The sequence below is a fragment of the Streptomyces sp. NPDC101393 genome, assembly GCF_044767385.1.
GTDB lineage: Bacteria > Actinomycetota > Actinomycetes > Streptomycetales > Streptomycetaceae > Streptomyces.
Genome location: NZ_JBIWNU010000007.1, coordinates 62096 through 87241, shown reverse-complemented (window position 1 = coordinate 87241; position 25146 = coordinate 62096). Strand labels below are relative to the sequence as shown.

General features: G+C 71.7%; 22 protein-coding genes. 8 read left to right on the top strand and 14 right to left on the bottom strand.

Annotated elements, in window-relative coordinates; all coding sequences use genetic code 11:
- Positions 1-107 precede the first annotated feature (107 nt).
- On the top strand, positions 108-548 hold the full coding sequence (locus tag ACIRQ7_RS22645; protein WP_404264641.1) for a subtilase-type protease inhibitor: 441 nt from the start codon (positions 108-110) through the stop codon (positions 546-548).
- 103 nt (positions 549-651) lie between these two features.
- Here ACIRQ7_RS22645 and ACIRQ7_RS22640 read toward each other — a convergent pair whose 3' ends face one another.
- Positions 652-1722 (bottom strand): S1 family peptidase, encoded by a 1071-nt coding sequence (locus ACIRQ7_RS22640; protein ID WP_404264640.1) that lies wholly within the window; start codon positions 1720-1722, stop codon positions 652-654.
- Between the two features lie 751 nt (positions 1723-2473).
- Here ACIRQ7_RS22640 and ACIRQ7_RS22635 point away from each other — a divergent pair.
- A complete protein-coding gene (locus ACIRQ7_RS22635; protein WP_404264639.1) occupies positions 2474-3415 on the top strand; it encodes a nitroreductase/quinone reductase family protein in 942 nt (313 codons plus the stop codon).
- An 8-nt stretch (positions 3416-3423) separates the two neighbouring features.
- On the opposite strand, the gene ACIRQ7_RS22630 is transcribed toward ACIRQ7_RS22635, so the two are convergent.
- The 10 genes from ACIRQ7_RS22630 to ACIRQ7_RS22585 all read right to left on the bottom strand — a co-directional run bounded on the left by ACIRQ7_RS22630 (position 3424) and on the right by ACIRQ7_RS22585 (position 14679).
- The gene (locus ACIRQ7_RS22630) at positions 3424-4440 is read right to left on the bottom strand and encodes a slipin family protein (protein WP_404264638.1); all 1017 of its coding nucleotides are present in this window, start codon (positions 4438-4440) and stop codon (positions 3424-3426) included.
- Positions 4441-4694: 254 nt separating this feature from the next.
- Complete coding sequence (locus ACIRQ7_RS22625; RefSeq protein WP_404264637.1) at positions 4695-5594, bottom strand: S1 family peptidase; 900 nt, start codon at positions 5592-5594, stop codon at positions 4695-4697.
- A 273-nt stretch (positions 5595-5867) separates the two neighbouring features.
- A complete protein-coding gene (locus ACIRQ7_RS22620; RefSeq protein ID WP_404264636.1) occupies positions 5868-6656 on the bottom strand; it encodes a DUF1684 domain-containing protein in 789 nt (262 codons plus the stop codon).
- Positions 6657-6661: 5 nt separating this feature from the next.
- Positions 6662-7987 carry an NtaA/DmoA family FMN-dependent monooxygenase gene (locus tag ACIRQ7_RS22615; RefSeq protein ID WP_404264635.1) on the bottom strand — a complete coding sequence of 442 codons (1326 nt, stop codon included), beginning with the start codon at positions 7985-7987 and terminating at the stop codon, positions 6662-6664.
- Positions 7987-9012, bottom strand: a complete 1026-nt coding sequence (locus ACIRQ7_RS22610; protein WP_404264634.1) for an LLM class flavin-dependent oxidoreductase — start codon at positions 9010-9012, stop codon at positions 7987-7989. The genes ACIRQ7_RS22615 and ACIRQ7_RS22610 overlap by 1 nt, the downstream gene beginning before the upstream one ends.
- A gap of 24 nt (positions 9013-9036) precedes the next feature.
- Positions 9037-10005, bottom strand: a complete 969-nt coding sequence (locus ACIRQ7_RS22605) for an ABC transporter substrate-binding protein (RefSeq protein ID WP_404264633.1) — start codon at positions 10003-10005, stop codon at positions 9037-9039.
- Positions 10006-10105: 100 nt separating this feature from the next.
- Complete coding sequence (locus tag ACIRQ7_RS22600) at positions 10106-10909, bottom strand: amino acid ABC transporter ATP-binding protein (RefSeq protein ID WP_404264948.1); 804 nt, start codon at positions 10907-10909, stop codon at positions 10106-10108.
- Between the two features lie 104 nt (positions 10910-11013).
- On the bottom strand, positions 11014-11931 hold the full coding sequence (locus tag ACIRQ7_RS22595) for an amino acid ABC transporter permease (protein WP_404264632.1): 918 nt from the start codon (positions 11929-11931) through the stop codon (positions 11014-11016).
- Complete coding sequence (locus ACIRQ7_RS22590; protein ID WP_404264631.1) at positions 11915-13822, bottom strand: FAD/NAD(P)-binding protein; 1908 nt, start codon at positions 13820-13822, stop codon at positions 11915-11917. The genes ACIRQ7_RS22595 and ACIRQ7_RS22590 overlap by 17 nt, the downstream gene beginning before the upstream one ends.
- Complete coding sequence (locus ACIRQ7_RS22585; protein WP_404264630.1) at positions 13819-14679, bottom strand: amino acid ABC transporter permease; 861 nt, start codon at positions 14677-14679, stop codon at positions 13819-13821. Before ACIRQ7_RS22585 ends, ACIRQ7_RS22590 begins: the two co-directional genes overlap by 4 nt.
- Before the next feature lie 531 nt (positions 14680-15210).
- On the opposite strand from ACIRQ7_RS22585, the gene ACIRQ7_RS22580 reads away from it, so the two are divergent.
- From ACIRQ7_RS22580 to ACIRQ7_RS22565, 4 genes are all read left to right on the top strand, one after another.
- Positions 15211-16299 (top strand): LLM class flavin-dependent oxidoreductase, encoded by a 1089-nt coding sequence (locus ACIRQ7_RS22580; RefSeq protein ID WP_404264629.1) that lies wholly within the window; start codon positions 15211-15213, stop codon positions 16297-16299.
- The gene (locus tag ACIRQ7_RS22575; RefSeq protein ID WP_404264628.1) at positions 16296-16802 is read left to right on the top strand and encodes a GNAT family N-acetyltransferase; all 507 of its coding nucleotides are present in this window, start codon (positions 16296-16298) and stop codon (positions 16800-16802) included. Before ACIRQ7_RS22580 ends, ACIRQ7_RS22575 begins: the two co-directional genes overlap by 4 nt.
- Positions 16799-17749, top strand: coding sequence for an ABC transporter substrate-binding protein (locus ACIRQ7_RS22570; protein WP_404264627.1), 951 nt, complete (start codon positions 16799-16801; stop codon positions 17747-17749). Before ACIRQ7_RS22575 ends, ACIRQ7_RS22570 begins: the two co-directional genes overlap by 4 nt.
- A 448-nt stretch (positions 17750-18197) precedes the next feature.
- Positions 18198-18647: a cell division protein SepF gene (locus ACIRQ7_RS22565; protein ID WP_401473872.1), complete on the top strand. Its 450-nt coding sequence runs from the start codon at positions 18198-18200 to the stop codon at positions 18645-18647.
- A 71-nt stretch (positions 18648-18718) separates the two neighbouring features.
- Here the strand turns inward: ACIRQ7_RS22565 and ACIRQ7_RS22560 are convergent, their stop codons facing one another.
- Complete coding sequence (locus ACIRQ7_RS22560) at positions 18719-19915, bottom strand: acyl-CoA dehydrogenase family protein (protein ID WP_404264626.1); 1197 nt, start codon at positions 19913-19915, stop codon at positions 18719-18721.
- A gap of 214 nt (positions 19916-20129) precedes the next feature.
- Positions 20130-21782 carry an MFS transporter gene (locus ACIRQ7_RS22555; RefSeq protein WP_404264625.1) on the bottom strand — a complete coding sequence of 551 codons (1653 nt, stop codon included), beginning with the start codon at positions 21780-21782 and terminating at the stop codon, positions 20130-20132.
- Positions 21783-21994: 212 nt separating this feature from the next.
- Here ACIRQ7_RS22555 and ACIRQ7_RS22550 point away from each other — a divergent pair, with 212 nt between their 5' ends.
- Both ACIRQ7_RS22550 and ACIRQ7_RS22545 read left to right on the top strand, forming a co-directional pair.
- Positions 21995-23188: a hypothetical protein gene (locus tag ACIRQ7_RS22550; protein WP_404264624.1), complete on the top strand. Its 1194-nt coding sequence runs from the start codon at positions 21995-21997 to the stop codon at positions 23186-23188.
- Positions 23189-23453: 265 nt separating this feature from the next.
- Positions 23454-24488: a phosphatase PAP2 family protein gene (locus tag ACIRQ7_RS22545; protein ID WP_401473883.1), complete on the top strand. Its 1035-nt coding sequence runs from the start codon at positions 23454-23456 to the stop codon at positions 24486-24488.
- A 105-nt stretch (positions 24489-24593) separates the two neighbouring features.
- Here the strand turns inward: ACIRQ7_RS22545 and ACIRQ7_RS22540 are convergent, their stop codons facing one another.
- Positions 24594-24818 carry an I78 family peptidase inhibitor gene (locus tag ACIRQ7_RS22540; protein ID WP_403673451.1) on the bottom strand — a complete coding sequence of 75 codons (225 nt, stop codon included), beginning with the start codon at positions 24816-24818 and terminating at the stop codon, positions 24594-24596.
- Between the last annotated feature and the right edge of the window lie 328 nt (positions 24819-25146).

Here is a 25146-nt window from a genome sequence, read left to right as displayed (position 1 = left end):
ACAGCGTTCCTCTCTCGACTCAAAGTGATTGCTCCGTGTGCGATCGAGGTGCGCTTGGGCCAGACTCCCGTCCGTCATCTGCACCTTCGAACAAGGGAGTGTTCGTCATGCGGTACATCACTGGGGGCATCGCGCTCGGCGCGGCGCTGGTTCTCGGCGCGCTGGCCACCACCGCACAGGCCGCCGCCGCACCGGCGCAGCCCGCGCGCACCGGCGGGCTCTACGCCCCGACGGCTCTGGTGCTCACCGTCGGCCAGGGCGCGGGCCGCGCCGACGCCACGGTGCAGCGCGCGGTGACCCTCAGCTGTACGCCGGGCGGGGCCGGCAGCCACCCGAACCCGAAAGCCGCCTGCGCCCAACTGCGCGCGGTGTCCGGTGAGTTCAGCGAGGTGACCGGCGCCCCGGACGGACGGCTGTGCACCAAGGAGTGGAACCCGCTCGTGGTCACCGCCGACGGCGTCTGGCAGGGCCGCCGGGTCTCGTACACCCACACCTTCGCGAACCCCTGCGAACTGACCGGCGGCCAGGGCGCGGTGTTCGAGTTCTGACCGGCACGCGACACGGCACCGGCCCCCGGACGTCGCATGTCCGGGGGCCGGTGCCGTGTGCGGAGCCGTACGGGAAGAACCCTACGGGTGCCGGATGGGGGCGTCAGCCGATCTGCGCGCCGTAGGCCTCCAGGGCCTCCGGGACCGGCTGGAAGAAGGTCTCGCCGCCGCCGGAGCAGTCGCCGCTGCCGCCGGAGGTGAGGCCCAGCGCCGACTCGCCGTCGAAGAGCGCGCCGCCGCTGTCACCGGGCTCGGCGCAGACGTCGGTCTGGATCAGACCGTCGACCTGGCCCTCCTGGTAGTTGACGGTGGCGTTCAGCGCCTTGACCGTGCCGTCGTGCACCTGGGTGGTGCTGCCGCTGCGCTGCACCTTCTCGCCGACCGTGGCCTCCGCGGCCTTGGTGATCTTCTGGGTGCTGCCGTTGTAGAGGTCCACCTCGCTCGGGTGCGCGGTGTCGCCGGTGTACTTGGCGATGGCGTAGTCGTTGCCCGGGAAGCTGGACTCCTCGGTCGTCGCGATCTCCGAGCCGCCCTGCTGGTCGGACCAGCTCTTGACGGCGTTGCCGCAGTGGCCGGCGGTCAGGAAGTACGGCTGGCCGTCCTTGACGACATTGAAGCCGAGCGAGCAGCGCGCGCCGCTCCCCCAGATCGCGTCACCGCCGCCGATGAAGGGCTTGAACTCCCCCTTGCTGTGGCGGACCACGACCTTGTCACCGAGGCCCTTGGCGACCTTGGTGAGCTGCGCCAGCTTGGCGCCCTTGACCGTACGGTCGGCGGTCACCACGACCTTGTTGCTCGTGGGGTCGACCCCCCAGGACGTGCCCGGGATGGTCGCCTTGGCCTTCAGCGTCTTCCGGGCCGAGTCGAGCTGGGCGAGCGTGTGCCGGACAAGTCTCGCCTCCGCCCCCTTCGCCCGGACGGTCTTGGCCGCCGCCTCGTTCACGACATTGACCACGAGCTTCTTGGCCTTGGCGTCATAGAACGCACCGGCCGTGTCGGTCTTGAGCTGGGACGCCAGCGTGTTCGCCGCGGCGGCGGTCAGCTTGGACACCGAGGGGGTGGGGGCGGGGGACGCGTTGGCGTTGGCCAGGGTGACGGTGGCGGTCGCGGCGAGTGCCAGGGCGCCCGCGCCGGCGAGGAGGGCGCGGCGGTTGGGTATGCGTCGGTGCTTCAACTCAAAGCCTCCCGTGGGGGGAAGGGCCCGGATCTGTGGGGAGATGTCCGAACCCGAGAGTGTGAGGAATCGGGACAGGACGGGTCCGCCCCCTCGAAAGTGCACCTGGGGAATCGCGTCCATGCCAACGTGCGGAGCCGAGTATTCCCATCACCCTCACTCGTGCACAAGACCGAGTACCGGCCTCGGGTACGGGAGTTCACCGTTTCACCACACGGCGGTCACACACCGGTGTCCGCGTACGGAGCTTCCGGGTACGGGCACCGGGGCCGACGGGCCGTCGGCGAGCGGTGAGGTGCCGGGGCCGTGCCTGGCCGGAAAGCGGCCGCACCGGTTCCGCGTTGACAGGCCATGAGCGGGTGACTGTAATGAGCCCGTGCCGCGTGGCACCGGCCGAAGAGCAGTGGGCGGGCCGGTGACCGGGCGAGCACCTTTTCCCGGGGACGATGCCTTGAGTTCACACTCCGCACCCCGCGTTTGACGTCAGCGCCTTCGCGCGCCCCCGCAGACACCGTTGGTGCGTCCGCGCGCAGTCCCGTCTCCGCGCAGTCGCCTCTCCGCTCGGTCACGTCCGACCGGAGTCACCTCTCCGGGCGGTCACACCCTCGTGCGGCCACGTCCTCGTGCGGTCCTGCGGTCGTCGCGCACCGCGCCGCTTCGCCTTCCGCTGCCTCCGGTCACCGCGTCACGGCCTGCCGTTACGGCCCGCGGGGCCCCACCTCTCGCACACCTCTTGGGAGATCGACACCGTATGCCCGAGCACCAGCCCGCCCCGGAACTCGCCCCCGGGCCCACCCCCGCTCCGACGCCCGCGCCCGCCGCCACCGCGGGCGGTGACCTCCTCCTGCTGACGACCAAGGGCGCGAGGTCCGGGCGGGACGTCACCACTGCCCTCGCCCCCTTCCACGACGACGGCCGGCTGCTGGTCGTCGGGTCCAACCTGGGGGCGCCCCACCACCCCGCCTGGTACCACGACCTGCTCGCCCACCCGATCGTGCGGGTGCAGCTCGGCTCCGAGGAATTCCAGGCCGTCGCGGTCCCCGCCGAAGGCGCGCGCCGTGACCGGCTGTTCGAGCGGGTGGTACGTGCCGCGCCCGGATACGGCGACCACCAGAGCCGGACCACCCGGATCCTGCCGGTCGTGGTGCTGGAACGCTCCGCAGCGGATCCGGACGAGGGCCCCCGCGAGATCAGGACGCTCGCCGACAAGGTGGAGGAGGTGCACACCTGGCTGCGCGCACAGCTACGGCACGTACAGGCCGAAACCGAGGCGCACTTCGCCTCGCGGGCCGCCCCGCGACAGGGCGCCGCGCCCCACCCCGGGCCGGGCCTCGGACTGCAGATCCGGCAGCACTGCCTGGCGTTCTGCCAGTCCCTGGAGTTCCATCACACCAGCGAGGACGCGCATCTGTTCCCCGGGATCGCGCGCCATCACCCCCACTTGGGCGCCACCTTCGACCGGCTGCGCGACGAGCACCGGACGGTCGCGCGCATCCAGGGTGAACTGGTCGGCCTCCTGGACGGCATCGGCGCCGCCGACCCCCGGCGCTTCCGCACCGAGTTGCACCGGATGTCCGGTGAGCTGACGGCGCATCTCGCGTACGAGGAGGAAGCGCTGCTCCCCCTCCTCGCGGACGTGCCGTGGCCACCGGCCCCGCCGCCGGCCGCCCCGCAGACCCCCGAGCGAGGCTGACGGGCGCCTCACCGGCCCTCTTCCACATCCGTCCAGGTCACGTCCGAGTCGGTGAGGGCTTCCAGCTCCGGGGGCAGCGCGTCACCCTCGGCACCGTCCTCGACGGCCTCGCGGGAGGGCGTGGGCGTCGCGCCCGGATCGGCCGTGGCGCCCGAAGCGGCCGTCGCCCCGGAAGCGGGCGGCGGCTGCGTACCGGCCGGGGGTGTACCGGGCTGCTGGGCGCCGGCCTGCTGCGCCTCGGCCACCGCGGTCTGCGCCTGGGCCTGCAGGCCGGAGCGCTCCAGGAAGCGCAGCAGCTCCACGGGGAAGGGCAGCACGAGCGTCGAGTTCTTCTCGGCGGCGACCGCCACCACGGTCTGCAACAGCCGCAGTTGGAGCGCCGCGGGCTGGTCGGACATCGCCCCGGCCGCCTCGGCCAGCTTCTTCGATGCCTGCAGCTCGGCGTCGGCATTGATCACCCGGGCACGCCGGTCACGGGTGGCCTCCGCCTGACGGGCCATCGACCGCTTCATCGTCTCCGGCAGCGAGACGTCCTTGATCTCCACCCGGTCGATCCGGACGCCCCAGCCCAGTGCCGGGCTGTCGATCATCACGGCGAGGCCCTCGTTGAGCTTTTCCCGGTTGGAGAGCAGATCGTCCAGATCGCTCTTGCCGATGATGGAGCGCAGCGAGGTCTGGGCGACCTGGGAAACCGCGAAGCGGTAGTCCTCGACCTCGACGACCGCGTCGGCGGCGTCCACGACCTTGAAATAGACCACCGCGTCGACCCGGACGGTGACGTTGTCGCGGGTGATGCCCTCCTGGGCGGGCACCGGCATCGTGATGATCTGCATGTTCACCTTGCGCATCCGGTCGACGCCCGGAACGATCATGGTGAACCCCGGCCCCCGCACCTCCGAGGCCAGCCGCCCCAGGCGGAGCACCACACCGCGCTCGTACTGCTTGACGACCCGCGCCGCCGCCATGCCGTACACCGCGCCGACCGAGACCAGCGCCACTCCGGCCGTCACCAGCTCTTCCAGCATCACCGGCCCCTGACTGTGCCGCCTGCGCCGTCGGCGGTGCCGTCCGTGACGGCGTCGCCTGCCGCCCTGGGCACTCTTGAGCACCACGGCGAGCGTTTCGCCCTTATTCACCATGGTATGCCCGGGTCGGTGAAGGGGGTCGGGCGCCGCTCGCGGTGCCCCGCACGCGCCCGGGCCCTCGTCCGCCGGCGGACGAGGGCCCTTCTGCCGCTGCCGTGCGGGGGCCGGCGTCGATCAGCGCCGGCCCCGTCCGGTCAGTAGACGCTCACGCCGTACGCGCTGAGTGCCTCGGTGACCGGCTGGAAGAACGTCGTCCCGCCGGAGGTGCAGTCGCCGCTGCCGCCGGAGGTGAGGCCCAGGGCCTTGGTCCCGGAGTAGAGGGGGCCGCCGCTGTCGCCGGGCTCGGCACAGACGGTGGTCTGGATCAGTCCGGAGACGATGTCGCCGCCGCCGTAGTTGACGGTGGCGTTCAGCCCGGTGACCTTGCCGCTGTGGATGCCGGTGGTGGAGCCGCGGCGGGTGACCGACTGTCCGTTGGTCGGATTGCCGGCGCTGGTGATGTCCTGGCTGCCGACGGTGCCCTCGTGGGACACCGAGCCGGTGTACTTGATGATGCCGTAGTCGTTGCCCGGGAAGCTGGAGCCGGCGGTCGGGCCGATGCTCGCACCGGAGCCGGTGGTCCACGGCGGGTTTCCGTCGGTGCAGTGACCGGCGGTCAGGGCGTAGTAGGTGCTGCCGCTGCGGACGTTGAAGCCCAGCGAGCAGCGCCAGCTGGGCGCGTAGATGGCGTCGCCGCCGGAGATGAACTTGCGGAAGGTGCCCGCGATGCGTTCGATGCGTACCGCGCCGGAGTTGGCTCCCGCGGCCTGCTCGATCTTGTTGATCTCGGCCTGGGAGACGGTGCGGTCGGCCGTGACGACAAGGGTGTGGGTCTTGGAGTCGACCGTCCACGCCGTGCCGGCGACGTCCGCCGTTCGTACCGCGTTGCCCGCGGCGGACAGCTGGGCGGCGCTGAACGTCTTGGCGGGGGCGGTCTCCTGCGCGTTGGCACTGGGGATGGCGATGGCCCCGACGGCCACCAGTCCCGACGCCACGGCGATCAGCCGCGTGCGTCTCGCTACGCCGCTGCGGGGGGTAGTGCGCTCGTTCCTCACGTGATTCCTCCGAGGGGGATCGATGGGCCACCTGTGGGCGGCCCGTGAGGCGCAGCCGAAGGCACACGGGAATCCGCACGTTCCTTTTCCGCGTGCCCCTGACAAGCGCTGATCGGGAGTGTCGGGCGCACCACCCCCGCAGCGCAAGAGGGCCTCATGAAGTTGCCCCCGAAGTGGCCCGAACTGTCCGTGTTCAGGCCAACGCACCGCCCCGGCACCCTCGTTGGAGGGCTGCCGGGGCGGTGTGCGCCCCTCGGTCAGGGCCGGTACGGCTCAGCCGTCGAGGCGGCTGAGCTCACCCGCCCGGAGGGCGAACGGCAGAGTGTTGCCCGGCGGCGGGAAGGGGCAGAGGAAGTGGTCGGCGAAGGCACACGGCGGCAGCAGGGTGCGGTTGAGATCGACGGTGACGGTGCCGTCCTCGGCGGGCGCGGGCGGCCGCAGGAAACGGAAACGGTAGCTGTCCTTGCCGCTGGTGGCGTCGGCGAGCACCGCCCACAGCGAGCCGTCGTCCTCGACCGCGACCTGCAGGGTGTGCTCGTCGCCTTCGAGGGTGAAGGCGAGTTCACCGGCAAGCCCGAGCCCGCGCCGCTGCCCGTCGGCGTGGGGCACCTCGACGGTGCGGTCCCGCGCGTACGGACGGAACAGGCCGGGCCGCACCCAGCGCTCGTCGTGGTCATGGACCTCGATGCCGGCGAAGGCGCGGCGGGCCGCGGAGTCCGGGTCGAAGTCGCGCACCGCCCACAGTCCCTCGCGCCGCAGCACCGGCAGGCGCCGGCCGCCCCGCGCCACCCGGGCCCCTTCGGGCGGGCCGTCCGGGCCGAGCCGGACCTCGCCGTCCAGCGGCCTGCCGTCGGCGGTGAGCCGGTCCTCGGCGGTGGCCCGCAGCACGACCTGGTCACCTTCCGCGGTCCAGACCCCTGGCAGAGCCTCGATATGGCCGTCCGGGTGGTCGCTGAGCCAGTGGGTGCCGGTCAGCGCGAGCGGGCCGTAGGGCCGGGAGACCGACGCGACACGCAGCTCGTGCCACTCCTGCCATGCTTCGCGCGCGTTCGTGGTGGTCATGACGGTCAGCCCTTCCCTACCGGGTGTGCGGCATCCGGCAGTCCCAAATGGGAGCGCAGGGTGGTGCCGGTGTATTCCGTGCGGTGGGCGCCGCGCTCCTGGAGGAGGGGAACCACGCGGTCGACGAACGTGTCGAGGCCGCCCGGGGTCAGATGCGGGACGAGGATGAATCCGTCGGCCGCGTCGGTCTGCACGAAGGTGTCCATCTCCTCCGCGACGGATTCCGGGGTGCCGACGAAGGACTGCCGGCCGGTGGTCTCGATGACGGTCTCGCGGATGGACAGGCCCTTGGCCTGCGACAGCGCCCGCCACTTGTCGGCGACGGCCTGCGGGTCGGCGATCTTCACCCGGCCCTGCGCCAGCTCGCCTCCGGGGTCGGGGTCGATATCGGGCAGCGGCCCGTCGGGGTCGTAGGCGGACAGGTCGACGCCCCAGACCTGCTCCAGCGCGAGCAGCGCGTTCTGCGGCGACACCTGCCGGCGGCGGATCTCGGCGGCGTGCTCCTGGGCCTCGGCGGCGGTGTCGCCGAGGACGAAGGTGACACCCGGCATGATTTTGAGGTCGTCGGGCTGCCTGCCGTATGCGGCGAGCCGGCTCTTGACGTCGGCGTAGAAGACGCGGCCGGCCTCCAGGCCGCTGTGCCGGGTGAAGATCACGTCGGCGGCGGACGCGGCGAACTCCCGGCCCTCGGGCGAATCACCGGCCTGGATGACGACGGGGTGCCCCTGCGGGCTGCGCGGCACCCCGAACTCGCCGCGGATGTCGAAGTGCTGGCCGCGGTGCGCGAACGGCCGCGGCTGTCCGCCGTCCGGCCACGAGTCCCACAGCTCCCGTGCGGTGGCGATGAATTCGGCGGCCCGGGTGTAGCGGTCGGCGCGGTCGAGATAGCCGCCGCGGCGGAAGTTCTCGCCGGTGAACGCGTCGGAGGTGGTGACGACGTTCCAGGCGGCCCGGCCCCCGCTGAGGTGGTCGAGGGAGGCGAACCGGCGGGCGAGTTCGTAGGGCTCGTTGAAGGTGGCGTTGACGGTCGCGGCCAGGCCCAGCCGGTCGGTGACCGCGGCGAGCGCGTTGAGCACGGTGATCGACTCGGGGCGGCCGAGCACGTCGAGGTCGTGGATACGGCCCTTGTGCTCCCGCAGCCGCAGCCCCTCGGCCAGGAAGAAGAAGTCGAACAGCCCGCGTTCGGCGGTGCGGGCCAGATGCACGAAGGAGTCGAAGGCGATCTGGCTCCTCGACCGGTCGTCCGCCCAGACGGTGGTGTTGTTGACTCCGGGGAAGTGCGCCGCCAGATGCACCTGCTTGCGCGGCGGCCGGTGCTGGTTCGGGGTCATCAGGAGGCCTCCCGGGCGAGGGCGTAGCGGTTGGCGGGGCGGGGCAGGCCGAGGTGTTCGCGCAGGGTGGCGCCGGGGTAGAAGCGGCGGAGCAGGCAGCGGTGCTGGAGCACCGGGACGGTGCCGTCGACGAGGTGGGCGAGGTCCCGGGCGGGGTCGGCGGGCCGCAGGTGGAAGCCGTCGGCGGCGCCGTCGGCGTGCCAGTCGCCGAGGAGGTCGGCGAGCCCGACGGCGTCCCCCGAGGAGTACAGCTCGACGGGCAGCGAGGCCAGGACGATCAGCCGGTCGGGGTTGCGGCCGAGCGCGCGGGCGCGTTCGCGCAGGGCGGTGCGGGCGGCGCCGGCGGCCTGCGGGTCCTCGGCGCGCACCAGCGCGACATCGGCGTACGCGGCCGCCGCCTCCTCCGCCGCCGGGCCGCCGTCCCCGTCGCCGGTCGCGTCGATGACGGTGACGGGGCGGCCCTGCGGGGGCCTGGGCACGATCGAGGGGCCGCGGACGGAGAAGGTGCTGCCGGTGAAGTCGACGTAGTGGAGCTTGTCCCGGTCGACGAAACGGCCGCTCGCCCGGTCACGGATCTCCGCGTCGTCCTCCCAGCTGTCCCACAGCCGGGCGGCGACGTCGGCGACCTCGCCGGCCTCGCGCCAGACGTCGGCGGGCGGGGCGGCGTCCCGGCGGCCGAAGAGCGCGGCCTCGGCGTCGGTGGTGGACACGCCGACCGCCCAGCCCGCCCGGCCGCGGCTGACCCAGTCCAGGGTGCTGACGGCGGTGGAGACGTGGAACGGCTCGGTGTGGGTGGTGGTGACCGTCGGGACCAGGCCGATCCGGTCGGTGGCCGGAGCGATGCGGGCCAGTACGGCGAGCGCGTCGAGTCCCGGCCCGGTGAAGCTGTCGCCGAGGGTGACGAAGTCGAGGGTGCCGCGCTCGGCGAGCTGCCCCAGACGGACGAAGTGGGCGGCGGCGTCCGGGTGTTGGAGCGGGCCGTCCAGCGCTACGGCCAGGTGGAGGGGGCGTTGGGTGACAGGCATGGGGGGTTCCTTTCGTGCGCCGGGTCAGTTCGCGGTCCGGGGCAGCCCCGGCGGGTTGATCTGCGAGGTCTCAAGGGCCTCGGCGGTCAGCCCCCAGCGCGCCAGCACCTTGCCGTAGCGGCCGTTGTCGATGACCTTCCGCAGCGCCGCGGCGTAGGCCTTGACCAGGCCGCTGTCCTTCTTCGTGGTGACGGCGATCTTGCCTTGTACGCTCTTCCCGCCGCCGGAGAAGGTTCCGGCGTTCTCCGTCTGGCCGGCCGTGTGCACGTGGTAGGCGACGGACGGATTGGGCCCGAAGTAGCCGTCGATGCGGCCCGACTGGAGGGCGAGGTAGGTGTCGGAGGCCTTCTGGAAGTACTTGATGCCGACCGGCTCGCGGCCCGCCTTCTCGTTCTGCTCGCTCCAGTCGACCAGGATCTTCTCCTGGTTGGTGCCGGAGCTGACGGCGATGGTTTTGCCCGCGACGTCCTTGGCGCCGTGCACTTTCCAGCCGCTGCCCTTCTTCGCCTCCATCGCCAGTTCGTCGAGGCGGTAGGTCGCGAAGTCGTATTTCTCCTTGCGCTCCTCGGTGACGGTGACATTGGCGAAGACCGCGTCGAGCTTCCCGCTGTCCAGGCCGACGAAGAGGTTCTCCCAGGACAGCGGGTCGAACTGCGGCTTGAGGCCGAGGGTGTCGGCGACGAGCGTGGCGATGTCCTCCTCGACGCCGATGAGGGTCCGGTCGTCGGAGGCGTAGAAGCTCAGCGGCGGGGCGCTCTCGGCGCCCACCCCGATGCGCAGCGCCCCGGCCGCGCGGACCCGCGCGGGCAGCAGCGCGGCGGCCTTCGGGTCCTTCGTCCCGCGGATGCGGTGCTGGTCGGGACCGGTATTGATCGTCGTCCCCGACGCGCCGGCGGCGGCGGTGCTGCCGCTCGGCGCGCCGCCGCCGCAGGCGGTGAGGAGGACGGAGCCGGCGGCGAGCGCGAGGGCGGCGGTCAGGGTACGGGGGTTCAACTCGGGACTCCTCGTGGTGGTTCGCCCGGTCGTGCGGCGAGGCGTGCTGCGGTGGGTACTCCGGGTCGCGCTGCGGAGGGTTCTCCGGGGTGCCGCCATGTCAGAGGACCTTGGAGAGGAAGGACTTGGTGCGCGCGTGACGCGGGTGGTCGAGGACCTCGCCGGGCGGGCCCTGCTCGACGATCCGTCCCTCGTCCATGAAGACGACGGTGTCGGCGACCTCACGGGCGAAGCCGATCTCGTGGGTGACCACGACCATCGTGGTGCCCTGGTGCGCCAGGTCCTTGATGACGTCGAGGACCTCACCCACCAGCTCGGGGTCCAGCGCGGAGGTCGGCTCGTCGAAGAGCAGCAGCTTGGGTTCCAGGGCGAGCGCACGGGCGATGGCCACCCGCTGCTGCTGGCCTCCGGAGAGCTGCCGCGGATAGGCGTCGGCCTTGTCGGCCAGGCCCACCCGGTCCAGCAGGGCGCGGGCGGCGGCGCGCACGTCCTTGCGGGGGCGGCGCAGCGCCGAGACGGGTGCCTCGGTGATGTTGTCCAGGACCGTCAGATGGGGGAAGAGGTTGAAGTTCTGGAAGACGAAGCCGATATGGGTGCGCTGCTTGAGAATCTCCCGCTCGCGCAGCTCGTAGAGCTTGCCCGCCCGTCGCCCACCACCACCCTTGCCGGAGGCCCTTCGGGCCACTGCTTTGTCATCGCGCCGGTAGCCGACCAGCGCGCCGTCCACGCTGATCCGGCCGCTGTCGACCTTCTCCAGGTGGTTGATGGTGCGCAGCAGGGTGGACTTGCCGGAGCCGGACGGGCCGAGGACGACCGCGACCTCTCCGGCCCCGACCTGGAGGTCCACTCCCTTCAGCACCTCCAGCGGGCCGAAGCTCTTGTGGACCGCGCGGACGTCGACCATCACGTGCGGTGCGCTCCGGGAGTGCGGGGTCTGCCCGGTCGGCTCGGTCCGGCCGGTCGGCTCCGTCTGCTGGGGCTGCTGGGTCTGCTCTGTCTGCTGGGTGCTCATCGGGTCGCTCCCTTGGCGAAGTGGCGTTCGACGTAGTGCTGGAGGACGGAGAGCACGGTGGTCAGGAGGATGTACCAGGCGGTGGCCACCATCAGCAGGGGCACGACCCGGCCGTTCCGTCCGTAGATGACCTGGACCTGGTAGAAGAGTTCGCCGATCGCCATGACGGAGACGATCGAGGTGCCCTTGAAGAGGGAGATGACCTCGTTGGTGGCGTTCGGCAGGATCGAGCGCATCGCCTGCGGCAGCACGATGCGCCGCAGCTGCCGCAGCCGGGGAATGCCGAGCGCGGACGCCGCCTCCAACTGCCCGCCGTCCACGGCCAGTACGCCGCCGCGCACGATCTCCGCGGCGTATGCGGCCTGGTGCAGGGCGAGGCCGAGTACCGCCGCTCCCATGGCACCGACCAGGCCCATGGTGTCGAAGGAGAAGAAGCCGGGACCGAAGGGGATCCCGAAGTCCAGGCGCTTGTAGAGGTAGGCGAGGTTGAACCAGAACAGCAGCTGGACGATGAGCGGGATGGAGCGGAAGGCCCAGATGTAGCCGAAGGCCACCCACCGCAGGAAGGGGCTCGCCGACAGGCGCATGAAGGCCAGCACGACGCCGAGGGCGAAGCCGAGTGCGGTGCCGTAGACGGTCAGCTGGAGGGTGATCCAGACCGCTTGGAGCACGGTCCCCGCGGTGAAGAACTCCGCGAACACCTGCCATTCCCAGGCGGGGTTGGTGACCAGCCCGTGCACGAACTGGGCGATCAGCACGGCGGTCACCGCCACGGCGACCCAGCGCCAGGGATGGCGTACGGGGACGACCTTCAGGTCAGCCGGGTCGTCCGCCGCCCGGTCCGCTGCCTCCGGGGGCCGGGGCCGCTGCGAGGTGCGGAGTTCGTCGACGGGTGGATCACTGGTCAGCGGCATGGGAGTCCTCGGTGAGGGGTGCGGTGCGGGCGGCGGGGACGGTGCGCGGGCCGCCGGACGGCCCGGCGGGCGGGTGGTCCCGCAGGAAGGTGAGCAGCACCCGGGCGCTCGCGTCGTTCTGCCGGAACGCGGGCGCGTTGGTACGGGGCCGGGCGAAGGCGCCGCCGGAGCGCGCGTCGGTGTGCGGACCGAGGGCGAGGCGACGGGGGTGCGGGCGCCCGGACCGGTCCAGGATCCGGCCGTCCGCGGGGTCAACCGCCAGCAGTCCGGCGGGGGTTGAGGCCGCGCCCTCGGCGTGCAGGGCGCGCAGCAGGGAGTCCTGGGTGTGCTCGACCGTCGGCTCCGGCAGCCGCGCCTCCACCAGCGCGCGGGCCGTGACCGACTCTCCCGGCACGGTGGCGCTCGCCGCCCGGAACACGCCGGCCCGCTGATCGGCGGTGACGGTGGTGCCGGCGCCGAGGAACCGCACCACTCCGGCCCGGGAGAGGGCCAGCAGCCGGCGCAGCCGCGGTCCCGGCGGGCCGGAGGCGAGGTAGCTGAAGAAGCCGTGCCACCAGGGGCCGCGGTCGCCGATCCGGATCAGCTGGCCGTAGACCGACAGCAGCGCGAGGAAGACCGCCAGGTCGGGGCTGTGCTCGGGGTCGTGGCGGCGGGCGAGGTCGGCTTCGATGTAGCCGCGCAGCGCCTCCTGGAGCGCGTCGCCGTCGGGGTGGCGCAGTCCGGCCAGCGGGTGGTCCAGGGCGTCCAGGTCGAGATGGTCGGCGGGATCCGGGACGGAGGCGGCGACCAGGGCCTGGAGTTCGGCGCTGCCCGGGTCGGCGGCGGCGTACTTCTCCTCGAAGTCGGACCAGTTGACCCGGGTGCGGCCGGGGTGGGCGGTGAACAGCCGGTGGTAGTGGGCGAAGCCCAGTTCCTTGTCGATCAGCGGCCAGACGTCATGCCGGAAGTCGAAGCCGGCCGGCCTGGCGAGCAGCTCGTCGACCTGCTCGGGGCCGAAGAACCGGGGCACCGGCGGGCGGCCGCCGGTCAGCTCGTAGCCGATCTTGGAGTGGTAGGGCACCCCGCGCCGCGATCCGACGTGCAGGACGGGTTCGCGCCCGGAGGGCAGGTACGTCAACCGGCCGTCGGCGTCGGCCGCGTAGGTGCCGCCGCGCCCCTCGGTGAGCAGCACCATCAGGTCGATGAAGGCGAGCCCGAAACCACGGACGATGACCGGTTCGCCGGGCCGCAGGGCGTCGAGGTCGCTGTCGGCGGTGAACGCGGGCGGCAGGTGCGTCAGACCGTGCCGGGCCGCGAAGGCGGTCAACTCCCGTTGTTCGGGCGGAGGTTCGGAGTCCAGGTGGCCCAGGGTGAGGACGACGAGGTCGGCGGCCAGGGGCTCCGGGCGGCCGTCCAGCCACACCTGCTGCCGGCCCTCGCGCGGACCGGTGATCCGTACGGCCGTACGCCGGTGCTCATGGACGGCGACCTGCGGCGGCAGGGCGGCCACCGAGCGGTCGTACACCCAGCGCAGATAGGCGCTCTGCAGCCGCCGGCCGGCGAAGTCCTGCGGGCCCAGCGCCGCGATGTCGGCGGCGAGCGCGGGCTCGACGGGGATCTCACCGGCCCGTACGGCACCGGCCCATTCGGCGAGGGAGGGGCCCGGCCGCACCGGTCCGGCCAGCTCCACCGTCTCGTCGGTGAACATGGTGACGTCCTCGGCCATGGAGTTCATCCACAGCAGCGGGGACTGGTCGCGGCGCCAGATACGGCCGCCGCCGGGCGGGTGCGGGTCGACGAGATGCAGGTCGAGCGGTGTATCGCCGTACAGCTCGGCGGCGTTGGCGGCGATCCGTTCGATCAGGCCGGTGCCCCGCGGCCCGGCTCCGACGATCACCACGGACGGCTTCACCGGGCACCTGCCGCGCCGCGGGCGTAGTACCGCTCGATGTAGTGCTGGCCGACCCCGAGCAGGGAGGTGACCACGATGTACCAGAGGGTGGCGACCAGCAGCAGCGGGATGACCTGGTAGGTGCGGTGGTAGACCAGCTGGACGGAGTAGAGCAGGTCCTGGACGGCGATGACGCTGACGATGGACGTGCCCTTGAGGGTGCCGATCAGCATGTTGCCGGCCGGCGGCAGGATCGAACGCATCGCCTGCGGCAGCACGATCCGGCGCAGCCGGCGCCAGCCACCGAGGCCGAGCGACTGGGCGGCCTCCAGCTGCCCCTTCTCGACGGACAGGATGCCGCCGCGGACGACCTCGGCGGCGTAGGCGGCCTCGTGCAGGGTGAGGCCGATGACGGCGATGGTGACCGGCCCGAGCAGATTCACGGTCTTGATGCCGAGGATCGTCGGGTACAGCGCACCGATGTTGAACCAGAACAGCAGCTGGACCAGGATCGGCATCGAACGGAAGAGCCAGACGTACCCCCAACTGACGCTCCGCAGCACGGGGTTGGCGGACAGCCGGAGCACCGCGAGCAGCGTGCCCAGCGCGAAGCCGAGCACCATCACGGCCCCGGTCAGCCAGAGGGTCAGCCCCAGACCGCGCAGCACGGCGGTGGTCAGGAAGTAGTCGGCGACCACGTCCCACTGGAAGGCGTCGTTGCGTACGACGGAGTACGCGGCGAGTGCCAGCAGCAGGAGGACGGCGGCCGCAGCCAGCCATTGGCCGGTGCGGCGCCGCGGCACGATGCGCAGGGGGTCGGGGCCGGCGGTTTCGCCGGGCGGCGCCTGGGCGGGGGTGACGAGGGTGTCAAAGGACATGCGAAGGCTCCGTGGATTCAGTGATCGCACACGGGAGTTGAACGCCTTCACACGGCGGGAACAGGTCGCGCCCCTCAGCACGACCGGCCTTGAGGCTATGGGGTGAACACGCCCGGCTGTCAAGGCTGTCCACACTGTGAGCAGGTCGCCGGGTCGCGGTTGACGCGCAAACGGATGCCTGTTCCACTTAGCCGCATGTACTCATGGCAGCGGCTGGTCACCCGCGACCACATCGACTTCGGTCGCGTGTGGTCGTCGTCCTGTTGAGCTGACGCCCTGCCCTGAAGCCCGCTGCCGTCCAGGCCGGGCCGTTTCGCGGTTCTTTTCTCCTTGTCACCGCGCGCCTTCACACTTCGCGCCGCCGTCCGGCGCACCCTCCCCTCGCCTGTCCCGCAACACCCGCTTTCCCTGACTGACCCCTTTCCTCCCGTTCCTCCCGTTCCTCCCCCGCCCCACCTTTCCTCCCTTTCCCTCCACTCTCCTCCCTCTCTCCCTCCTCTCTCCTTCCGCACACCTGAAGAAGGGCGCGGTATGCGCTTCGGCGTCATGACCTTGATCGACAACGTCCCGGACGCGCGCTCCGGGCACCTCCTCACCCCCTACGAACGCTTCCGCGAGGTCATCGAACTGGCCGTGCTCGCGGAGGAGTTGGGCTATGACGCGTTCGGTGTCGGGGAGCGGCACGGCGCGCCGTTCCTGTCCAGTTCACCGCCCGCGGTGCTCGGCGCGATCGCCGCCCGCACCCACCGCATCCGGCTCTTCACCACCGTCACCGTGCTGTCCACCCTCGACCCGGTCCGGGTCGCCGAGGACTACGCCACCGTCGACCAGCTCTCCGGCGGCCGGCTGGAGCTGACCATCGGCAAGGGCAACGCCCCCGAACCGTGGCACCTCTTCGGCCGCGACCCGGACAACCAGTACGCGCTCCAGGAGGAGAACTACGAACTGCTGCGCCGGCTGTGGAGCGAGGAGCAGGTCACCTGGTCCGGCGACCACCGGCCGCCGCTGCGCGGCGCGACCGTGCTCCCCCGCCCGCACCAGCAGCCGCCCACCATCTGGCACGGCAGCGCCACCAGCGAACGGTCCGTGGAGCTGGCCGCCCTGTGGGGCGACCCGATCTTCGCGGCCAACGCCGTACAGCCGGTGGCCAACTACGCCCGGCTGACCGACCACTACCGCGAACGCTGGGAGGACTACGGGCACGATCCGTCGGCCGCGCTGGTCGGCTCCGGCGGCACGCTCTACGCCGCCCGCGACGACCGCACCGCCCGCGAGGAGTTCGCGCCGTATTACGAGGCGGCCGTCGCCGCCCGCGATGTCCCCGGCAACAACACCCCCTTCCGCACCCTGGACGACGCCGTCGACCACGGCCCGGTGCTCGTCGGCTCCCCCGAGCGGATCACCGACAAGATCCTCCAGCAGCACTACGCCTACGGCCACGCGCTGCAGTTCTTCTCCGTGGACAGCGCCGGACTGCCCTTCTCCCGCAAGGCCGACGTCCTGCGGCTGACCGCGGCCGAGGTCCTGCCGCAGCTGCGCCACGAACTGCCCGACCCGCTGCTGTGGCCGGCCGCGCCCGCCGCCCCGCTGCCGCCGCTCGCCACGGAGGCGGCCCGGTGACCGCCGCGCCCCGCCCGCTGCCCACGGCACGGGTGACGGTGCTGCACACCACCGTCACCGACCCGCTCGCCCGCCCCCTGCTCGACGAACTCACCCACGAATACAGCACCCGCTACGAAAGACCGGTCGACCTGAGCCTGGAGTACCCGCCCGAGGAATTCACCCCGCCCCGGGGCGCCTTCCTGCTGCTCCTGGAGGACGGCGAGCCGGTCGCGGGCGGCGCGTACCGCCGCTACGACGCCGGCACCGCCGAACTCAAACGGATCTGGACGCACTCCGCGCACCGCCGCCGCGGCCTCGCCCGGCGGGTCCTCGAAGCGCTGGAAGCGGACGCCGGAGCCCGCGGCTACCGCCGGGTCTACCTGACCACCGGCCCCCGCCAGCCCGAGGCCAAGGGCCTCTACCTCGCCGCGGGTTACCGCCCGCTCTTCGACCTGTCCGCCGCCCCGGAGACGATCGGCCCGCTGCCGTTCGACAAACACCTGGAGAACCCGCGCCCATGACCACCACCACGCCCCGCACCGCCGCGCTGCGCGCCGCCGCCCTCCTGGCCACCGCGGTCCTGGCGCTCACCGCCTGCGGTTCGGGCGATCCGGCGGCCGGCGGCCCCGCGGGCCCGGCAGCGGCCGACGCCAAGATCCCCACCACCGACGTGGTCACGAAGGTCAGGAAGGACCCGGCCGCCGCGAAGCTGCTGCCGAAGGACGTCCGGGAACGCGGCACGATAGCCCTCGCCGCGAGCGTCGGCGGCCCGCCCGGCGCCACCTATCTGCCCGACGGCAAGACCGTGGCCGGTCAGGACATCGACTTCGCGGACGCGGTCGGCAAGGTCCTCGGCATCAAGGTCACCCGCGAGGTGGCGAGCTTCGAGGCGATCCTGCCCGCCCTCGACAGCGGCAAGTACGACGTGGGCACCGGCAACTTCGGCGTCACTGAAGAGCGCCGCAGGACCATCGACTTCGTCACCTACATCAACGACGGCCAGGGCTTCGCCGCCCGCAAGGACAGCCCGCTGAAGAAGGTCACCTCACTGCGGCAGCTGTGCGGGCTGACGGTCGCCACCGGCGCCGGCACCACCTTCGAAGCGACCCTGGAGAAGAACCGCCACCTGTGCACGGAGGCCGGGAAGAAGGCGTACGACGTCAAGACCTACGCCGAGCAGGGCGCGCTGTGGATCTCGCTCCAACAGGGGCGCAGTGACGTGGTGATGAGCACCATCAACGGGCTGCGCTACGCCGTGCGGCAGCAGGAGGGCCTGCGGTTCCTCAACGAGTTCAAGCGTCTGGACGTCGGCTTCGCCTTCAAGAAGGGCACCCCGCTGGCGCCCGCCTTCCAGGCCGCGGTCAACCGTCTCAAGAAGGACGGGACCTACGACCGGATCCTGAAGAAGTGGGGCACCGGCCCCTCGGCGATCAAGACCTCGCAGATCAGCCCGCCGGAGATCCGCTGACCGGTCGGCGGCCGCGCGCAGGCCCGCCGTCCGACGGGCGCAGGCCCCGGGATTCCGTCTCCCGGGGCCTGCGCGCGCCGGTACGCGGAAGGACATCCGCGCCCGCGTCCCGTGCCTCTCCGATGACCCAGTCACCCGATCATCGGTCCCTATCACGGACGCCCTTCACCTCTTCGTACATCTGCCCTGGTCCGGCGTTCGAACCGACTCCACGGTACGATCTTGGTTCCGCCGACACCTTGTCGACATGACCGGGCGCGTACCGACCGTGATGCCCGTCGCACTGTCAGTTCCCGCCTCTTGCACGGGAGCTGACGACACGCCACCCTCTTTGCACCAGATGTGTCACGAACCCCCCGTGCGGCGGCTATCCACTTGGCACACCCTCCGCTTCATGGACGACGATAGAGAGGCGGAACACAGACACCGCGGGTGAGAGGAGGCGTCAATGGGATCGGTGCGCAAGGCAAGTGCCTGGCTTGGCCTCGTCGACGACAACGATGACGAGCGCTACTACGACGACGACTACGCCGAAGGACCCGAACCCGGAGACTCGGGGCGCAACCCCTGGGTGACCGACCCACGGGTCCGGGTGGCCGACGAGGCCGCCCAGGATCAGGGCACCCGCATCGCCACGGTCACCCCGGAGAACTTCCGGGACGCCCGCGGTATCGGCGAACTCTTCCGGGACGGCGTCCCGGTGATCGTCAACCTGACGTCCATGGAACCCGCCGACGCCAAGCGGGTGGTGGACTTCGCCGCCGGCCTGATCTTCGGGCTGCGCGGTTCGATCGACCGGATCGCCACCCGGGTGTTCCTGCTGACCCCGCCCGACTACAAGGTCGTCAACGGCGAGAGCGGCGCTCACCGCAACGGCGGTTTCTTCAACCAGAGCTGAGCCCGTGAACAGCCCGCCCAGGGACAGGGCCGCTCACCGGACGCCGGTCCGCACCCGCCGGCCCCTTCCGCTCAGCGGAAGGCGTCGAGACCGGTGAGCGCCTTGCCCAGCACCAACTGGTGCATCTCGACGGTGCCCTCGTAGGTCAGCACCGACTCCAGGTTCGTCGCATGCCGCATGACGGGGTACTCCAGCGAGATCCCGTTCGCGCCCAGGATCGTCCGGGCGGTGCGGCAGATCTCGATCGCCTCCCGGACGTTGTTCAGTTTGCCGAAGCTGATCTGCTCCGGGCGCAGCCGCCCCGCGTCCATCCGCGCCCCCAGGTGGTGGGCGAGCAGGATGCCCTTGTGCAGTTCGAGAGCCATGTCGGCGAGCTTGGCCTGGGTCAGCTGGAAGCCGCCGATGGGCCGGCCGAACTGTTCCCGCGTGCGGGAGTAGTCCAGCGCCGCCTCGAAGCTGGCGCGCGCCGCACCCATGGAGCCCCAGACGATGCCGTAGCGGGCATGGCTCAGACAGCTGAGCGGACCGCGCAGCCCGGTGACGTCCGGGAGCACGGCGTCGGCCGGCAGCCGCACCTCGTCCATCACGAGTTCGCTGGTCACCGAGGCCCGCAGGGACCACTTGTGCGTGATCTCGGGCGCGGAGAAGCCGGGGGCGTCGGTGGGCACGACGAAGCCGCGGACACCGTCCTCGGTGCCGGCCCAGACCACGGCGACACCGGCGACCGAGCCGTTGGTGATCCACATCTTGCGGCCGTTGAGCACCCAGTCGGTGCCGTCCTTCTTGGCGTAGGTGCGCATCCCGGCAGGGTCGGAGCCGTGGTCGGGCTCGGTCAGCCCGAAGCAGCCGATGACCTCGCCGGCCGCCATCCGCGGCAGCCACTGCTGCTTCTGCTCCTCGGAGCCGAAGCGCCAGATCGCGTACATGGCGAGCGAGCCCTGGACGGAGACCAGCGAGCGGATACCGGAGTCGGCGGCCTCCAGTTCCAGGCAGGCCAGACCGTACTGGACGGCGGAGGCGCCGGCGCAGCCGTAGCCGGTCAGGGACATCCCGAGCGCGCCGAGGGAGCCCAGTTCGCGGGCCAGTTCGCGGATGCCGGGGAGCTCCCCGCGCTCGTACCAGTCGGCGATGTCCGGCAGGACGCGGTCGGCGGCCCACTGGCGGACGGTGCCGCGGACGGCGCGGTCCTCGTCGGTGAGCAGGTCGTCGAGGCCCAGGGGATCGCTGGGCTCGAAGGGCGGCAGCTTCGAGGACGGCTTTGCGGACATGACGGGCCTCCGGCGGGTCAGCGCTCGCGCGTAAAACTAGCAGTGGTAGTTATGGCGCTTCCGACGGTACGGCCGACGGCACCGAGCGGGCAAGGGTCGCCGCCGCACGACCGGGAGATAGAGGACACCGAAGCCATATGCCGTATACCCCTATATAGGCGGACCCGATCCTGCCGCACGGGCCGGAGGCGGATCCCGACGGGGAGGGACGCGCTCAGCGCCTGGAGGAGCTCGCCGGGGCCGGTTCACTGTCGCAGCCGGAGCCGGAGCCGGGCGCCCCGTCCCCCGCGGCGGCCTCGCCCTCCGCCCGCTCCGCGGAGTCCGCGGCCCGGCGCGGCAGCCGCAGCGCGATCGCCGCACCGGCGAGCAGCAGTACGGCGCTGGCCACGAGGGTGACATGCAGACCCCGTACGAAGGAGTCCCGGGCCGCCTCCCGCAGTGCGGCCCTGGCGGAGTCGCCGAGCCCGCCGGCGACCTTGTACGCCTCGCCGAGCGAATGCGACGCCGCGGCGGTGGAGCGCTCGGGGACGCCGTCGACATGGCCGAGGCCCGGGGCGTAGGCGGCGTTCATGACACTGCCGAGCAGCGCGACGCCGATGCCGGCGCCCAGCTGGTAGGAGGTCTCCCCGATCGCCGCGGCACCGCCGGACTGCTCGGCGGGCGCCTCGCTCAGCATCGATTCGTACGCCCCGAAGAGCGTGGCCTGGAAACCGAAACCGAGCAGGACGAAACCGAGCGAGAGCAGCCAGACGCGGTCCTGGTCGTTCATCGCGGTCAGACACAGCACCGCCACGGCGGTGAGCACGAACCCCAGCGAGACCATCGCGCGCGGGCCGACCGCCTGCAGCAGCCGCGAGCCGGTGAGACCGGCGGCCATGGCGGCGAAGACCAGCGGCAGCAGCCGCACCCCGGTCTCCAGAGGGCTCAGCCCGAGGACGAGCTGGAGGTACTGGACGGCGATCAGCTGCAGGCCCACCAGCGCGAGCATGGCCAGCACGATGCAGCCGACGGAAGTGCCGAAGGCGCGGCGCGCGAAGAGCCGCATGTCGATCAGCGGGTGCTCGCGGCGGCGCTGGCGCCGCACGAAGAAAATCAGCAGCAGGGTGCCGACGACGATCGGGCCGAGCGTGGTGACGCCGAGGACGGCCGTACCGCTGCCGATCCGCTTGACGCCGAGGACGATGCCCAGCACGCCCAGCGCCGCGATGATCGCGCCGATCACATCCCACGGGCCGTTGCGCTCACCGCGCGACTCCGGCAGCATCCAGCGGCCGACCAGGAGCATCACGGCCATCATCGGAATGTTGATGAGGAAGACCGAACCCCACCAGAAGTTCTCGACGAGGAAGCCGCCGAGGACCGGGCCGACGGCCGCGCCGACCGCGGCAACCGCGCTCCAGACGCCGATGGCCACCGCTCGCTCGCGCCGGTCGGGGAAGACCTGGCGCAGGATCGACAGGGTCGCGGGCATGATCATCGCGCCCCCGATGCCGAGCAGCGCACGGGCCACCATCAGGATCTGCGGATTGGGCGCCAACGCGGCGGCGGCCGAGGCCAGACCGAACAGGCCGTAGCCCAGGAGCAGGATGCGCCGGCGTCCGACGCGGTCGCCGAGCGTGCCGAAGAGGATCAGCAGCGACGCCGCTATCAGCGGGTACACATCGACGATCCAGAGGAGTTCCACCGGTCCCGGACGCAGGTCCTCGGTGACGGACGGCACGGCGACGTACAGGATCGTGGTGTCCAGCGCGACGAACAGCAGGCTGATGCACAGGACGGTCAGCACGGTCCAGCGGTTCACACCGCCGCCTGAGAGCCGGGGAACACCAGCCTTCCGTCCACTGCCGGACGAGGTCGTCCCGGACATGCACGCACCTCCTGTCATGCTCTCGCGACCGCGGATCAGGGCGCGAAAACGCCCCGGGGGAACCGGCGGCACGGGCGAGTTGAGACGTCAGACTACGCGAGTCCCCCAGGGCTCCGCGTGGCTCACCTCACGATGAGACGCGCATCGCAGGGCTCCGCGTTGCCTCACCCGCCGTCCGCGACCACTCCTCGGCCACCTGGATAATCGACCGGATGAACGATCTTGCCTCCACCGCCGCCACCGGCCGGGCGCCCGGCGGACCCGCCGTCCGGGCCGCGCTGCGCCGTGCCGCCCCCGCGCTGGCGGCGTACGCGGCGATCCGGCTGGTGGGCCTCGTCGTGCTCGCCGTCTGGTCGTCGGCCGACGGCAAGAACTGGCACACCCTGCTCACCGCCCGCTGGGATGCGCTCTGGTACACCCGCGTCGCCGAACAGGGATACGGCTACACCGTCCAGCTGGCCAACGGCGACGTGCACTCCAACCTCGCGTTCTTCCCGCTGCTGCCGTGGCTGGAGCGCGGGCTGTCGGCGATCTCGCCGCTGTCGGCGCCGGACGCCGGCCTGGTGGTGGCCTGGTCGGCGTCGTTGCTCGCGGCCTGGGCGCTGTACGCGACCGGGGAGCGGCTGCACGGGCCGCGGGCGGGTGTCGCGCTGGCCGCGCTGTGGGCCGCGCTGCCCGTCGGGATCGTGCAGTCGATGGCGTACTCGGAGTCGCTGTTCACCGCGCTGGCGGCCTGGGGCGTGTACTGCGTACTGACCGAGCGCTGGGTGTGGGCGGGCGTGCTGGCCTCCCTGGCCGGGCTGACCCGGCCGGTGGGTGCGGCCGTCGTCGCCGCCGTGTGGATCACCGCGGCGGTGGCGGTGCGGAACGACCGGGCCGGCGGCCTGGGGCTGCGTGCGATCCTCCGCGGCCGGCACCGCGGAATGCTGCCGGGCGTGCTGCTGGCACCGCTCGGCTGGCTCGGCTACTTCCTGTGGGTGGGGGCCCGGCAGGGCGGCCTCACCGGCTACCTGGACGTCCAGGGCGGCTGGGGCAACGGCTTCGACGGCGGCCTCGCCTTCGGCGCCTTCCTCTGGCACCTGCTGTCGGGCCCCGGTTTCGCCGGGGGCCTCGGCCTGATCGCCGGCGTCGCACTGGTGATCTGGCTGTACGTCCGCGGCGCACGGCAGGGGCAGCCGCTGCCGCTGCTGGTCTACGGGGGCCTGGTGCTGCTGCTGGCGCTGACCGCCAAGGGCTACTTCGGCTCCAAGCCGCGGCTGATGATGCCGGCGTACCCGCTGCTGCTGCCGCTCGCGGTGGGGCTCGCGCGGTGGCGGCCGGTGCGGTCCTGGCTGGTCGTCGGGCTGGTCACGGTGGGCTCGGCGGCCTACGGAGCGTTCTGGCTGAACGGTTCGGGCCCCCCGTGACCGGAAGCTCTCCCTCCGTAAGGGGCGGCGAGGGGAAACACCGCGCGAAGCCCGAACGAACCGGGGATAAACTCCCCCGGAGAAAAACAGATAAGGCTCTCGCAGTACCGACACGCGGATCCCGGGACGGCAATCAGAGGCGCTGGGAATTCCCTTCGAAATCCGTGCACCGAAGCCCGGATTGAGACTCATTCCACATCACATCGTCATTACAAAGCTCACGGTTTGACCAAGCACCTACATCACACGCGGTAACGTCGATTGAGTGCGTACCGATGACAAGCTCGACCAGATGGAGGAGCGCCCGACCGATCGCGCCCGACCACCCCAGATGACCCGGACCCGCCTGTGGCTGTTCGGCGGCACACTGGCGGTGTACATGGCGATCGTGGTCGGAGTGCTGGCGACTTCATGGCTGGTCACCTTCGACTGGCAAGTCATGTTCTTCAAGCCGTACAAGCAATGGCCGGAGATCCATGCCTTCCTGGACTACTTCGTCGTCCTGGGGCAGCGCGGACCCACCGCACTCGCGGTGGCCGCCTGGCTGGGCTGGCGCTGCTGGCGCCAGCGCAACCTCCACCCGCTGCTGGTGCTGGGTGCCTCGCTGCTGCTGCTGAACATCACCGTGGGCGCCGCCAAGATCGGCATGGGCCGGCTCGGCCCGCACTACGCGACCGTGGTCGGCGCCAATGAGATGGCGCTCGGCGGCGATATATTCCCGTCGGGTCACACCGCGAACGCCGTGGTCACCTGGGGTGTGCTGGCCTACCTGGCGACCACCCCGCTGCGCCGCCGCACCCTGTCGGTGATCGCCGCGCTGGGCGCGCTGGGCGTCGGTATGACCACCGTCTACCTCGGCACCCACTGGGTCAGCGATGTGCTGCTCGGCTGGGCGGCCGGACTGCTGGTGCTGCTCGCACTGCCGTGGATCGAGCCCGCCATGACCTGGGCCGAGGACCGCCTCATGGGGATCCTGCTGCGGCTGTGGCTGCGGCTGCGCCCCGATTCGCTGCGCGGACCGCTCCCGATCGGCGCGACGGTCTCCGGGATGTCGCGGCAGCGCGTCGCCCCGGACGGCGAGGTGCTGGTGCGCGAGACGGTCGGTGCCGGTACGGGCGGCCGCAGCGCCACCCGGGCCCCGGACGGCTGGCCGCACCACCCGCCGCGCCCGCACACCACCCGCTCGGAGCGCTCGCCGGTCACCCCCACGGGCAGCCGGCGGCCGCCGCACTCGGACCGCGTCCCGCGCACCACGCCGCTGAGCCCGACCTCCGGGCGCGGCCGCAACGGGACGGGCTGACCGCTCCACAAGCCGCGGGGCCGGTACGCACACCCGCTACCCCGCACCGAAGGCCCCGGCCGCTCCTCTCAGGAGCCGCCGGGGCCTTCGTCGTACGCGATCGGGTCAGCCCTGCCAGCTGCGGTGCACCACGCCGTCCTTGACCTCGAAGTTGAGCCGGCTGCCCAGATACTCCATCGTGATGATCGCGCCCGGCGGCAGCGAGCGGACGGTGGTCCAGCCGCGTGCGCGGGCCCGCTCCTCGGCGTCCTGCTGGGCAAGGCCCACATAGGCCTCGATGTCCTGGGGCTCGTCCTGGGGTGCGTTCGGGGGGTTCGGTACGGGTGCCATGACTGCCACCGTAGGCGCCCGCACGGACGGGCGGAAGGCCCGTCCGTCGCACACGCCGGTGTCTTCCTGGTCCTTCATTGGTCACACTTGTGTCACAGCGAAGACTCGCGCGTTTGCGGTAACTTGCGTCACCCGAACGCGCCGCGTGATGCCGCAACCGGGTGGAAAATAAAGCGGCCTGAATTCCCCCTTGATCAAATGCGCAACGGCCCGTGGCGCCCGGGGGCAACGCCGAACAAGGTTCGGAATTTCATACGCCGTCAGCGGTGGATTCTCTTTACCCGATGCCCTTTATCGACCGTTCGACAATCGGCCAACGAGACACATT

Bases quoted from the DNA above. Each gene is read 5' to 3' on its own strand.
- ACIRQ7_RS22645 (WP_404264641.1), top strand. From the start codon at position 108: ATGCGGTACATCACTGGGGGCATCGCGCTCGGCGCGGCGCTGGTTCTC.
- ACIRQ7_RS22635 (WP_404264639.1), top strand. From the start codon at position 2,474: ATGCCCGAGCACCAGCCCGCCCCGGAACTCGCCCCCGGGCCCACCCCC.
- ACIRQ7_RS22630 (WP_404264638.1), bottom strand. From the start codon at position 4,440: ATGCTGGAAGAGCTGGTGACGGCCGGAGTGGCGCTGGTCTCGGTCGGC.
- ACIRQ7_RS22620 (WP_404264636.1), bottom strand. From the start codon at position 6,656: ATGACCACCACGAACGCGCGCGAAGCATGGCAGGAGTGGCACGAGCTG.
- ACIRQ7_RS22615 (WP_404264635.1), bottom strand. From the start codon at position 7,987: ATGACCCCGAACCAGCACCGGCCGCCGCGCAAGCAGGTGCATCTGGCG.
- ACIRQ7_RS22610 (WP_404264634.1), bottom strand. From the start codon at position 9,012: ATGCCTGTCACCCAACGCCCCCTCCACCTGGCCGTAGCGCTGGACGGC.
- ACIRQ7_RS22600 (WP_404264948.1), bottom strand. From the start codon at position 10,909: ATGGTCGACGTCCGCGCGGTCCACAAGAGCTTCGGCCCGCTGGAGGTG.
- ACIRQ7_RS22595 (WP_404264632.1), bottom strand. From the start codon at position 11,931: ATGCCGCTGACCAGTGATCCACCCGTCGACGAACTCCGCACCTCGCAG.
- ACIRQ7_RS22585 (WP_404264630.1), bottom strand. From the start codon at position 14,679: ATGTCCTTTGACACCCTCGTCACCCCCGCCCAGGCGCCGCCCGGCGAA.
- ACIRQ7_RS22580 (WP_404264629.1), top strand. From the start codon at position 15,211: ATGCGCTTCGGCGTCATGACCTTGATCGACAACGTCCCGGACGCGCGC.
- ACIRQ7_RS22570 (WP_404264627.1), top strand. From the start codon at position 16,799: ATGACCACCACCACGCCCCGCACCGCCGCGCTGCGCGCCGCCGCCCTC.
- ACIRQ7_RS22565 (WP_401473872.1), top strand. From the start codon at position 18,198: ATGGGATCGGTGCGCAAGGCAAGTGCCTGGCTTGGCCTCGTCGACGAC.
- ACIRQ7_RS22560 (WP_404264626.1), bottom strand. From the start codon at position 19,915: ATGTCCGCAAAGCCGTCCTCGAAGCTGCCGCCCTTCGAGCCCAGCGAT.
- ACIRQ7_RS22555 (WP_404264625.1), bottom strand. From the start codon at position 21,782: ATGTCCGGGACGACCTCGTCCGGCAGTGGACGGAAGGCTGGTGTTCCC.
- ACIRQ7_RS22550 (WP_404264624.1), top strand. From the start codon at position 21,995: ATGAACGATCTTGCCTCCACCGCCGCCACCGGCCGGGCGCCCGGCGGA.
- ACIRQ7_RS22540 (WP_403673451.1), bottom strand. From the start codon at position 24,818: ATGGCACCCGTACCGAACCCCCCGAACGCACCCCAGGACGAGCCCCAG.